The following is a 12,110-nucleotide window of genomic DNA, read 5'->3' on the forward strand; positions in this document are numbered from 1 at the left end:
GCCGACAGGCTCAACCCTTGTGGCAGTTGCGAACAAAATGTCGCAGTGCGGTAATTATATTACGAGCATGCCCGGTCGATATCAGGCGCCCAACTGCCGTCGCGCCGCATCGATCTCCCCCGGACCGGCATCGACGCGCCCCAGGATTTCGACCGATCCGGCATCGACCGCGCGGCCCAGCAGCAGCACATAGGCGTCGTCGCCCGGCGCCATCGGCACCACCATCGCCGGGGTTGCCGCTGCCGGCCGCCCGGCGGTCCGTTCGATCCAGTCGCCCAGTTCGCCCTCGCCCACCCCGGCGCGGTGCGCGCGGGCGAGCGTACGGGCATGCGCTTCCGCCGTATCGCCGAACACCAGCCGCACCAGCGCCTCGACCGGCGCGCGCGGATCGACGGTCAGGCCGGCCCCCACCAGCATCGCGGCATAACCCACCGAATCGCGTTCGGTCGCCAGCAGGAAATCATAGGCACCGGCCAAGGCGGCGATCGATGCCGCCGAGGTTTCCGCCGTGCCGCGAGCGGCGTCGGCCAGGCGGCGCGCCTCGACCAGCCGTTCGGTCAGCGAAGGGGTGGCCGCCGGTTCGCCGAGCGCAGCGCTCGGCCCATCGGCCCATGCCGCCGCCGGGATCGGACGGCGGGGCGCGGCGCGGCGCGATTCGGCCAGTTCGGCGGCCAGCGCCGACTGGGTGGCGGTGTCGACCACTTCCTTCCAGTTGATGACGCCATAGAGATAGTCGATCGTGTCGCCGTCCGACGAAAACGGCATCAGAATACCGCGATAGAGCATCGGAAAGCCGCGATGGCCGACGAACTCGGCCTCGAACCCGATCGGCGCGCGATTCGCGATGATCTGCATGTAATGATCGGTCAGCCGCGACAGCAGCGAGCGCGGCGGCACCTGGCTCAGCCGGACGATCGACGAATCGGTACCGCTTTCGTCACGCAACGCATGGCCCAGGAACCGGATGACGCCGTCGTCATGGCCATCGGTAAAGTCGAGCAGCACGCTGTTCGGCCCGAAATCGGCGATTCCCGCCGGATCGAGCGCGTCGATCAACGGACAGGGCCGCCCGCCCAGCAGCGACACCCAGTGGTTATAGGCGCGGACATGCATCCGGCGCTCGTCGGTGCCCACGACCAGGACGTCGCCGCCCACGCCTTCGCGATCGTCGTCGCCCGGCTGCTCGTTCGGTCCGCGCACGATGTCCATAATCCGTCCCCATGGGCGCTCTGCCCGATGAGCGCGGGTTGTGGACGCTACAGGGTAAACGTCCGGTAAAATCCGCAGCTAATGCCGCGAAACGCAATTCCCCTTGCCACCCGCCCCACCCGCTGGTAAGCGCCCGCCTCCGGACGGCATTGCGTCCCGGGCCGCTTTAGCTCAGTTGGTAGAGCATCGCATTCGTAATGCGGGGGTCACAGGTTCGAGTCCTGTAAGCGGCACCACTCCCGGTCAAAGATGGGCACCGCGCCCTCTTTGACGGGAAGTCCGACAGAAACGCCATTTTCCAAGTTCGACACGGGGCCCGAGATAACGACCTCGTGATCCGACACGCTGACGTTCGAGACGAACATTTTGAGGTAGGACGAACGGAGCGTGCTGTCGTCGCTTCGCATTTTCTTGCGAAGCATGTCGCCGAAACGGTCGATCGTTTGCTCGTCAATCCTGCGCTTGCCCTTCGCCAGTTGCGCTTCCAGCACATCGATCCGGCTTGATACCGCCGCCAGTGCCGCCCGGTTGGTCGCCATGCGGTCGACAAACGCCGGGTCTCTCGCGCTCATCGTCCCTTCTTCGATCAGGATCAGCAGATTACTGATCGCAGTGTTGAGCCGGGTCCGCTCCGAACGGCTTCGGGTAAGGTCCGCCTCACGTTCCGCCTGTCGACTTTGTGAGACATCGAGAACGCCAGCGAGCAATGTGCGCAACCGATCTCGCGCCAGCAACCTTGCCTCGATCGCATCCAGAACCAAGCTGTCCAGCTTTTCGCGCCGGATGCTCGGACAGGCGCAGGTGCCGCTACGGTTCACCCGGTCGTTGCAGACGTAGTAGGTATAGCGACCACCTTTCCCCGTGCGGATCGTCATGCCGCTCGAACAGCCGGGCATACCGCAGCGGACGACCCCGGTCAGTAGCGTGGTACCGGCGGCGACATGCGGTGCCATCCGCCTAGGATTGCGCGTTGCCCGCATGGCGGCCACGCGATCGAACTGATCCCGAGCAATGATCGATGGACAGGTAATCGCGATGGCGTCTTCCATATCCGGGGTAACACCATCGTCGTCGGCGGTACGATCGTGATAGACGCCGGTATAGACCTCGCGAGCTAGAATGCCGGCGACGTTGCTGTTGGCGAACCTCGCACCGCGGAGAGTGCGCCCCGCGTCGTTCAACTGCTTGACGATCCAGCGTCCGCCGCGTCCGATGTCGGCCCAGTCGAAGATTTGGCGTACGATCGCCGCTTCGGCTTCGACGATCGCCAGCTTTCGCCGTTCCTTCTCGCCGTCCTGCCGGGCGACATAGGTTTGGTAGCCAAACGGCACCGGTCCCCCATTGTAGAAGCCCTGCCGCGCATTCTCCCTGCGGCTCTTCCGGGTGAGGATTGCCGCATCGCGCGCCTGCTCCTCGTTCATCATCGCCGTGATCGTCCGCCCGATCCGCTGGCCACGGCCTTGGCCGAAATCTTCGGTGATCGACCGAACCTCGACGCCTGCGTCGTCCAGCTTGCCCACCACGTCGAAGAACAGTCGCATGTTTCTGGCCATACGGCTGAACATGAACATCAGGACCAGATCGACCGGATGATCGGCCGCGGTAGCTTTTTGCACCAGCCGCTGAAATTCGGGGCGCTTGTCGGTCTGACCGCTGAAGCCGGCGTCGGCAAACTCCTCAACGATCATAATGTCATGCTTGGCCGCGTAGGCGAGAATGGCACTGCGCTGGGCATCGATGCTCTGAGGCGCACCGCCCTCCTTGTCGACCGACAAGCGCATATACGTGAAAGCCCTGGTCCGGCTGCGGTTGGCTTTTGCCAATTTTCCTGTCCCTATCTGTGTTCGAATAGTGAATCGAACTCGCCGGCGAGCGCGTCGAGCACGAGCATGCATTCCCGCCGGGTGACGGCGGGTTGCCCAGACGAAGGCGGCATGTCGAGGCAGCATCGAAGCTGCGCTTCGACGTTCGCTACCTCTCGTTGTTCGTGATCGCTTTCGCCTGCCATCCGCTAGCGATGGCGAATCCGAAGATTCCAAGCGTCAACTCAGCCAGCCAAAAAATTGGTTCCGCTCGCACCCGCGTACGACGTCTCAACGGCACGACTTTATCTAGGTGAGAATGATCCACAACCGGTCATTCAGACCGCCTTTCCCGCTTCCCAACTTCGGCCGTTCATTCATCTTAGCAGAACGCACCCGTCAGCTCCGGCTGGTCCTGGCTAAACGGTGACATGTGGGACTTTTCTGCCGTTCCGACATGATGTGCCGAATGGCAGGTCCTGCCAGAAGCCGACGTCCAGCACTGCGCCGACCAGCTATCGGAGAGCGACAGAGGCTGGGCCGTTAGCGACCCGTCTGCTCTCGGCATTGCTGGGGCGAATGCGGACACATTACGTCGAGCTCTCGCAGAGCTTGTCCGAACGCGAGATTTTCGGATACGGTAAGGCCTAATAGATGACATCAACGTTGTTGACGTGATCGTCAGTGAAGCGGAGGCGACGTGGCAGGGATAGATTTTAGTGATTGGAGCGACCTGTCACTCACCGATCTGTTCTTCGCGTATCGAAAGGCCAAGGTCGACTGCTTTTATGAGTCCTCCATCAGAGTAGCAGAGCCGTTCATCGCTTACGAACAGTCGCTGCCTGATAAGCTCGCGGCATTGCTGGTGCGACTACAAGCAGGCGAAGCCGCCGCCATACTGACCGAAGGCATCAAGCAGCCAATCATCTTCCCCAAGCGGCTAAATTTCGAACAGCAGCCGCCCGAGAAGCAAGACGGCGGCGCGTCGATGGCGCACGCCTTTTTCTCGGACGCGGAACGGGCCTTCCGGCGGTCTACCGACCAGCGAACACCGATCCCTGAATTCCGGCTAATCGGCGATTTCAGCGTAGAGGCCCATGTTTTATCGGCGCTGTGGGTCAACTTGGTCGGCCATAAGTTCGACGCGTGCCTGTCATCTCGCGCGCTCGCTTCGCGTGTCCGGCGCTATCGAGCGGACAAGGACCGCAAGTGGGTCGGCGACTATCACCTAGAGTCTTTAGGTTCATTCGAGCCCTATTTCGAGCCTTACCGCAAATGGCGCGACGACGGCCTTGATGCCATGCGCGACGCTATCAAGCGGGAGCAGCCGATTATCGCGATGACTCTCGACGTTGGCAATTTTTATCACAGCATAGACCCCAGCTTCCTCGTCGATGCGCGATTTCTAGAGTATTTGGGTGTTGAGCTAACCCCGTTTGAATTGGCGTTCAGCCAGCTCATTAGCGCGGCGCTGAGCGAATGGTCGGCGCGCTGCCGCGAGAGACTGTCCGCACTTGGATGCCCCATCGATGCCAGGCAACACGGCGGCATTCCTATCGGCCTGTCGGTCGTCCGGGTGATTTCGAATGTGCTGCTCGCGTTTTTGGATCGGCAGGTCGAGCGACAGTTAAGCCCAATCTACTATGCTCGCTACGTCGATGACTTGTTCCTAGTTCTCCACGATAGCGATGACATCAACTCGCCAAGCGACCTCTGGACCTTTATTACGCAGCGGGTCCCCGCGTTTCGCCGCGACTCTTCCGGAAACGTCAGCCTGACGCTGCCGGAATGGGGTGGCAGAACCCAGCTGACATTACAGGCTGCAAAACAAAAGACGTTCTTCCTAAGCGGTCGGTCGGGTGCCGATTTGCTCGATCATATCGCCTCGCAAATCCGAGAGGTGTCGAGCGAGCGGAGGACGATGCCGCAGCCTGAGCATATCGAGAAATCGCATGCTGCGCGGGCGCTGGCCGCAACCGACTCGGCTGATGACGCCGACAGTCTGCGGCGGGCGGACGGGTTAACGCTGCGCCGACTCGGATGGTCAGTGTTGTTACGCGCAGTAAACACGCTGGCGCGAGACCTTCGACCGCAGGACTGGAGACCGCAACGCGACGATTTCTATGAGTTCGCTCACGAACACGTCATCCGCGCTGACAAGGTCTTGGAGCAGATCGACCACTTACCACGCTTGTTGTCGTTTGCGGTGTCGCTTGGCGACTGGATACCTGCGAGACGGGTGTATCGGGAGACTATTTCCGCCATCTTCAAGCTGGAGGATTCGACTCGGACAACACGGATGCAGATCAACGGGATCTATGCCGGCTCCGTCCCACCGGAAGTCTGGAACGACACTCGCGAGCAGGTCAGGCGTTTTTTCCGGGAAGCGTTGATCCGCGCGTATCCAATCTCCTCCACGCCGTCACGAGCGCGAGCATTCGCAGGTCTAATTAAGGACTTAGGGCTTACCGTGGTCGAGCTGACGAAGTTGGCGCGACAGGCGCGCGAGGCGGACTGGGCTAGGACACCCTATCGCGAGCACCTGCGCACCGACGCGGTGGCGCAGCCGGCAGAGCAACCTAACGAGGCGCTGTTGGCGGGTCGCTACCAGCACGTTGATTGCCTTCGCCAGTTTCTGGAACGCACTGAACTGAACGCCAGCGGACCACCGCCGCGTCGTGTGGCGCTGCTCGCCATTCCGGCGGCGGGCGATCTCGTGCGGCGGTCGATCTTGCCATTCCTATTCCCAACACGGCCATACACGCCGGAGGAGATTGCGCTCTACTTGCCCGATGAGTGCGTATTCGACGAACCTGTCGCTGCCGCCCATACGTGGGCTGATTACACGCGCGCGGTTCGCGGAATTTGGGTGCGCGGCGATCTAGCGGAAGAGCTGGAACCCGAGACGCCTGACGTCGGAGACAAGGATGACGACGAGAGGACGCGCCCGTCCGCAGTTGTAGCCAACAGCAACGATCGTCCCCCGCCGATCGTTGTGAGGCGCTCAGGACTGGGCCGAGCCGTAAGGCTAGGGCTGAGCAGCTTCGAAGTGAAAGACAAAAGCTGGGAAGAAGGAGCGGCGGGAAACCCCGACTTGTCGCCGCGTCGATATTGGCAGCTAGCGGACATCGTGAACGCTGCGATCCACGCTAAACCGAAACCAGATTATCTACTCCTCCCAGAACTGTCGGTGCCCGAGCGCTGGATCAACACCATTGCTGGAAGATTGCGTGCCAGTGGAATCAGCCTGATCGCTGGGGTCGATTACACGCGTCACCCCGACAAAAAACAGATCTACAGCTCAGCTGTGCTTGTGCTGACCGATGATCGCTTAGGCTACGCGTCGTCGATCCAAGTTCGACAACGCAAGTGTAAGCCGGCACCGGGAGAGGACGAGTTGCTGCATACCAGTTACGGGCTGAGCTGGGCCGATGAAAATGATCTAAAGCGGGTGTACCAGCACAACGGTCTCTTTTTTGGCGTCCTTGTGTGTAGTGAACTTCAGAACATAAAGTATCGGATGGAATTCCAAGGCCAGGTTGATTGCCTGATAACACTCTCGTGGAACAAAGACCTGGAAAGCTTCTCCGCATTGATCGATGCAGCTGCGCTCGATGTTCATGCCTATATGGCGTTGGTTAACAACCGGCGCTACGGCGATAGCCGGCTGCGCCGGCCGGCCAAGAAATCGTTCCATCGTGACGTGTGCCGCGTCCGGGGAGGGGAAAATGACCAATTGGTCGTAGTTGAGATTGAGCCGACCCGGTTACGCCGGCAACAGAGCCGCGAAAAGAACTGGTCTCGCGCTACGGACGCATACAAGCCGACACCCGAAGGCTTCAACATATCCCCGGCCCGTAAGTGCATCCCCGATTGATTGCTGCGAGGTTTGGGCGAGTGGCAGCGTTCCGGCCGCCGACAAGGCTAGCGTGAACGACCGAGATTTGGGCGCTTAACTGCTGGACGGCTTTCCACTGGGCGAATGGAAGGTTGTGGCGGAAGCTGCCGTTCTACGCCCGATCGACAAACGGCGTATGTTGGTCGGGAGCTGCCACTCTAACTTCCGTCTTGGCGACCCAGAACGCGACGTTCACGACGGCCCGAGCGCATCCCGAAATGGGCCGTTGATTCAGGTTTTGCCCCACGGCTGGCATTGCTCGTTAGGCGACTGACCGGCTTCTGTAGCTAACCGCAAAGAGCTGCTCTTAATGCGGGCCGGGATTAGGCCAAGATGCCCTCACGTCTAGTTACCTGCGCTGTGGCGGGCCTGGGGCCAGCGACGCTGCGAAGCAGGTTGAAGTGAACCGTTTGGCGGCGACTGCACACACCCGTGGCGGCTGGCACGGCTATGCCCTCCCTTTGCCGCGAATCGAGAGCAGATGAGCAGACGGCGCAACTCGTCATTCGCGCGGATCAGCTCTCGCGCACATTTTTTGGCTACGCGAAATCGCTCCAGCAGCCCCCGTGCGTCCAGAACGACCCGACGTATGACACGCTTCTGACGGACACGCGCTGTCGGGCGAGGCCTTACATCATCAGGCTAGCCCAATGCACCAACGAACCGCTACTGTGCAACGGATTGGCTAATAAGTGCACCATGACGGCCTTGCGCTGCACATCTCCTCGTGACATATGCAACAAATAACAGGTGCGATGCATCATTCGGGATTTAGGTGCGGTGGAGCATTTTTCGATAATTCAAGCTTTGTGTCGATCCGCGATGGCGGACCCATCACCCGCCGTGCGCAAGCAGGTCGAGCGCCTGCGAGATGCGCTTGCGAAGGGAGGTGAAGACAAGCAGGCGTCGTCCCTTGCTGGCATCCTCGCGACCTCACAGCGCGCGACCGAGGTTGCGCCGAGCCGGATCGAGCGATCGAAGGCGCAGTTCGCCGGAGAGACGCTTGGGCCGAATACGCCAGTCCCGGTCGATCGCGAGACCGCAGCCGCGCTTGCCGAGATCATCTTTCCGGCGCAAATCCAGGGGCGTCCGCCCCTGTTCAACCCGATCGTCACTCAAGCCGTGGCCACGATCGTCGACGAATGGGCGCATTTCGAGGCCTTAAGCGAACTGGAGATCGCGCCGGCGAAGACCTGCCTGATCTATGGCGCGCCAGGGACCGGCAAGACCCGCCTCGCCCAGTGGATGGCGCACAAGCTCGACCTGCCGGTGGTGCTCGTCCGCCTTGACGGCCTCGTCTCCTCGTTCCTCGGCACCACAGCGCGCAACATTGGCAACCTGTTTACCTTCGCTAATCGCTACCGCTGCGTGCTGCTGCTCGACGAGTTCGATGCGATCGCCAAGGTGCGCGACGACCCGCAGGAGGTTGGTGAGATTAAGAGGGTGGTGAACGCCCTCCTTCAAAACCTCGACTCGCGCCGAGATGTCGGTTTCACCATTGGGATCACAAATCATCCCAAGTTGCTCGACCCCGCCGTCTGGCGGCGCTTTGAGGTGCAGCTCGAGATCCCGCGCCCTGACTTTGCGATGCGCAAGGCGATCGCGACGCAGTTCATGCCGCCAATTGAGGCTCCCGACAGCCATCTCCAGCTGATCGCCTGGTTTACCGAGGGCGCGACCGGCGCCGAAATTGAATCATTGGTGCGCACATACAAGAAGGCGATGGCGGTGCGCACGACCGAGCGGCTCGACCTGCTGAACACCCTGCGCCAGTTCGCCACGCTCAATGCCGCGCGCGTGCAAAGCGAGCGGCGCGCATTGCTCTTCTCCGAGCCTAGCCGGCTGTTCCGCGCGATGCGCGACGATGCCGAGCTTGGCTTCTCGATGACCGACATCGCCGAGATTACCGGCAAGGATAAATCGACCGTCAGCCGCCAGCTCGGCAAGGCGGTCAAGGCCGAGGAAGAGAGCTAAGCCATGGCGGGTCCGGTTCAGATCGTCCTCAATACTGAGAATTATGAGGAAGCGCGTGAAAAGGCTGGCGGCGGCGGGCGGAAGGACTTCTTTGCTCACCGCGATCGCGAGTTTCTGGCCCACCGCACCGCGCTGATCGGCCAGCTCGGCACCATCTCGGCGACGCTCGCAGCCCAGGCGGCGGGTCCAGTCGGCTTCGTCAAGGTGATCCTGCGACGCGAAGCCTGGGCTAAGAGCCACCGCCCGATGCAATCGCTGTTCCGCGAAGACCGGGCACCGGTGGTCGGCGGTGGCGATCTCGGCGTCATGATCGTCGAGGCCCGCCCGACCGCGCTCGCCCAGATCGCCGCCGAAATCGGCCGCGCCGAGACCATCACCGAGATGAAGTGGGACAAGGAGAAGGAAAAGGACGTACCCAACCCGTCCGGGCGCAAGAGCGAGACCGGCGCGATCGAGCGCATCGAACTCTATGGCCCGGCCGACCGCCGGTCCTTCTCGATCGACGAAGCGATCAGTTGGTTGTCCAATCCGATGACGGGCAGCGGCTATCAGGTTGAACTCTTCGACGGGGTGCCGCCGCGCGGTGACTGGGATCGCCTCGACGCCGCCCATCGCCAGCTCGTCGAATCCTTCCTCGCCGGCTTCAATGCACTGGGCTTCGGCGTCTCGGTTGAACGCGTCGCCCATCTGCGCCGCCACCAGCCTTTGGTCTCGGTACGAGTCGACGAAGGCGCGGACGGCGCGGTGCTGCTGATGGTCGATGGTGGCGCGGCAGAACGCCGCAAGGACTTGGCGCCGTTCAGCCCGGATCGCGAGCGCCATTTTCGCCTCCTCTCTTTCCTCGAAAGACATCCCCTAGTTCGCCGGATCGGCTTGCCTGGCATCGTCACCCGCTCCGCGCCGAGCAACGAGCGAGGCCAGGCCCGGCCTCGCACGCTAACCCTGCCGGTACGCGACACCGCGCGCACCCATCCCCGCATCGGCATCATCGACGGCGGTGTCAGCGACGCTCTCGGCGACTGGATCATCGACCGCTGGGGCGTTCTTGCCGACGAGAATGTCGACCAGGAGCATGGCACCTTCATCGGCGGTCTCGCGGTTGCCGGCGGCAGCCTCAACGGCGTCCAGAACTGCCCCGAGGCCGATGGCGCAGAGCTGGTCGACATCGCGATCTACCCGGAAGAGACCGAGGGCGTCTTCGAGACTTATTATTCGGGCGGCCTCACCCAATTTTTTGACGAGATGGACGCGGCGGTCGCCGACGCCCGTGCGCGGCACGGCGTGCGCGTCTTCAACATGAGCCTCAACATCATGCAGCCGGCGGCGCCTGAGGCCTACAGCCCCTATGCGGTACGGCTTGATCGCATCGCCGAAGACAACAATGCGGTGATCTTCATGTCGGCGGGCAACACCCGCCCGCAGGACGCGCGTGCCGAATGGGTGAGCGACCCGGCGACCGCGCTCTCGGGCCTCGCGGTCGCCCGCAATGACGGGCTGCTGATGCCGGCGGAAAGCGCGCGCAACGTCGCGGTCGCCGCGCTTAACCCGATCGGCCATGACGGCTGCGTTGCGCATGCACCAGCCCGCTACAGCCGCCGTGGTCCGGGCCTGCGGGCCGGGGTCAAGCCCGACCTCGCCCATGTTGGTGGGTCGGGCACCGTCCATCCCACCGTAGGCCACGGACTGTTCTCCATCCTTCCCGATGGCACCGTCGTCGATGATTGCGGTACGAGCTACGCCGCGCCGCTCATCGCTAAGACCGCGGCCGCGCTCGACCATGCAATCGAAGGCGAGGTGTCGCGCGAGACCTTAATCGGGCTCCTCGTCCATCACGCGCAACTGCCCGAGCCGCTGCGCCACAAAGTGCTGGCACCGGTCGCGCGTCATCTCGTCGGCTTCGGCATGCCGCCGTCCGCCGACCGCATCATGGAGAGCGGCGATCATGCGATCACGCTCGTCTTCGCATCGCGCATCCAGCAGGGGCAGCAGATCAATTTCCGCTTCCCCTGGCCCGCCTCGCTGGTCGGCGACGGCGGCACCTGCCGCGGCCGCGCGCGCCTCACCCTCGTCTCGACGCCGCCCCTTGATCCGCGCTTCGGCGCCGAATTCGTCCGGATCAACGTCAACGCGACGCTCCAGCAAGAACAGAAAGACGGCAAGTGGAAGGGCCGCCTTGAGCCGCTCTACCTGCCCTCGTCACGCGCGCCTTCGGTCGAGGCCGAACTCATCGAGCATGACCTTAAATGGAGCCCGGTAAAGGTACATGAGAAGACTTTCCCGCGCGGCGTCGGACCCTCGTCGAACTGGCGGTTGTTCGTTGATTATCTCACCCGCGCCGGTGAGGTGATGCCGGAGGGCGGCGTGCCCTTCACCGCCATCCTCACGATCAGCGATCCCGAGGGCGAGAAGCCAGTCTTTAACGACATGCGCCAGAACCTTCAGGCGCTCGGCACCACGATCGCCGACATCCGCACCGCAGCGCGCATCACCTCGCGCGTCTGACGCTCCTCAAGGACCCGTCCCCTCCATGTCGCTATCCGTCGCTCAACCCTACAAGGACTTTGCCGGAAAGCTTAGCCGGCGTGTCGCTGCCCGCCTCTCGCTCATCGAAGCCCAGTATAATTTCGATCTCGGCGACGAATATGAGGTCGCCCTCTGCGAGGTGCTTACAGATATCCTGCCCGCGCGCTATGGTGTCTGCCGAGGTTCGATCGTCACCTTCGACGGACAAGAGGCGGGCGATGATCTAGTCATCTACGATCGCCTGTCATATCCGACGCTTCGCTCCTCGATCGCGCCCAATTATGCGATTAAGGAGCAGGTCCCGGTGGAGGCCGCCTATGCCTATATCGAGTGCAAGCACGGCCTGTCGCTGGGCGCCACATTAGGCGCATCGCAGACGCTGGCCAAGGCGGTGGAGCAGGTACGCGCCGCCAAGCGGCTCGGTGCGAAGCGCACGGCCAATCCCAACCTCGAGTATCGCAAGCAGCTGCGTTTCACCGAACCCAAGCGTCGAGACTGGCCGGCTTATTATCCAGAGCTCAAGAACGAGTTGTTCGGCGTCGTCTTCGCGCGCAACGCCACTCTCGCCAATCCCGCATTCGATCCGACCCGTCTGCAGATAGGCGGCGATCACGCGCCCGTGAGCTGCCCCCTTCTGAGTGGTCCATCGACTATGACAGTCTGGATCAAGGTGAGCTGCTACCCGTTCCTGGACCACTTGGCTG

Annotated in this window: 6 protein-coding genes and 1 tRNA gene; 5 read left to right on the forward strand and 2 right to left on the reverse strand. The window is 62.4% G+C overall.

The genetic code is table 11. The features are described 5' to 3' along the window. Positions 1-81: 81 nt before the first annotated feature. Positions 82-1,209: a PAS domain-containing protein gene (locus AVT10_RS05010; protein WP_066688959.1), complete on the reverse strand. Its 1,128-nt coding sequence runs from the start codon at positions 1,207-1,209 to the stop codon at positions 82-84. Between the two features lie 160 nt (positions 1,210-1,369). On the opposite strand from AVT10_RS05010, the gene AVT10_RS05015 reads away from it, so the two are divergent. Further along, positions 1,370-1,445: transfer RNA gene (locus AVT10_RS05015), tRNA-Thr, on the forward strand. Here AVT10_RS05015 and AVT10_RS17690 read toward each other — a convergent pair. Next, on the reverse strand, positions 1,416-3,032 hold the full coding sequence (locus AVT10_RS17690) for a recombinase family protein (RefSeq protein ID WP_198158499.1): 1,617 nt from the start codon (positions 3,030-3,032) through the stop codon (positions 1,416-1,418). The genes AVT10_RS05015 and AVT10_RS17690 overlap by 30 nt on opposite strands. A gap of 679 nt (positions 3,033-3,711) precedes the next feature. Here AVT10_RS17690 and AVT10_RS05020 point away from each other — a divergent pair. From AVT10_RS05020 to AVT10_RS05035, 4 genes are all read left to right on the forward strand, one after another. Next, on the forward strand, positions 3,712-6,888 hold the full coding sequence (locus AVT10_RS05020) for a hypothetical protein (protein ID WP_066688963.1): 3,177 nt from the start codon (positions 3,712-3,714) through the stop codon (positions 6,886-6,888). An 864-nt stretch (positions 6,889-7,752) separates the two neighbouring features. After that, positions 7,753-8,883 (forward strand): AAA family ATPase, encoded by a 1,131-nt coding sequence (locus AVT10_RS05025; RefSeq protein WP_232307878.1) that lies wholly within the window; start codon positions 7,753-7,755, stop codon positions 8,881-8,883. Between the two features lie 3 nt (positions 8,884-8,886). Then, the gene (locus tag AVT10_RS05030; protein WP_066688970.1) at positions 8,887-11,385 is read left to right on the forward strand and encodes a S8 family peptidase; all 2,499 of its coding nucleotides are present in this window, start codon (positions 8,887-8,889) and stop codon (positions 11,383-11,385) included. Between the two features lie 25 nt (positions 11,386-11,410). Continuing rightward, the coding region (locus AVT10_RS05035; RefSeq protein ID WP_066688971.1) for a DUF6602 domain-containing protein at positions 11,411-12,110 on the forward strand (700 nt) is incomplete at its 3' end.

This window comes from Sphingomonas hankookensis (assembly GCF_001619955.1).
Taxonomy (GTDB): Bacteria; Pseudomonadota; Alphaproteobacteria; order Sphingomonadales; family Sphingomonadaceae; genus Sphingomonas; species Sphingomonas hankookensis_A.

Coding starts and splice junctions, on each gene's coding strand:
- AVT10_RS05010 (WP_066688959.1), bottom strand. CDS start 1,209: ATGGACATCGTGCGCGGACCGAACGAGCAGCCGGGCGACGACGATCGC.
- AVT10_RS05030 (WP_066688970.1), top strand. CDS start 8,887: ATGGCGGGTCCGGTTCAGATCGTCCTCAATACTGAGAATTATGAGGAA.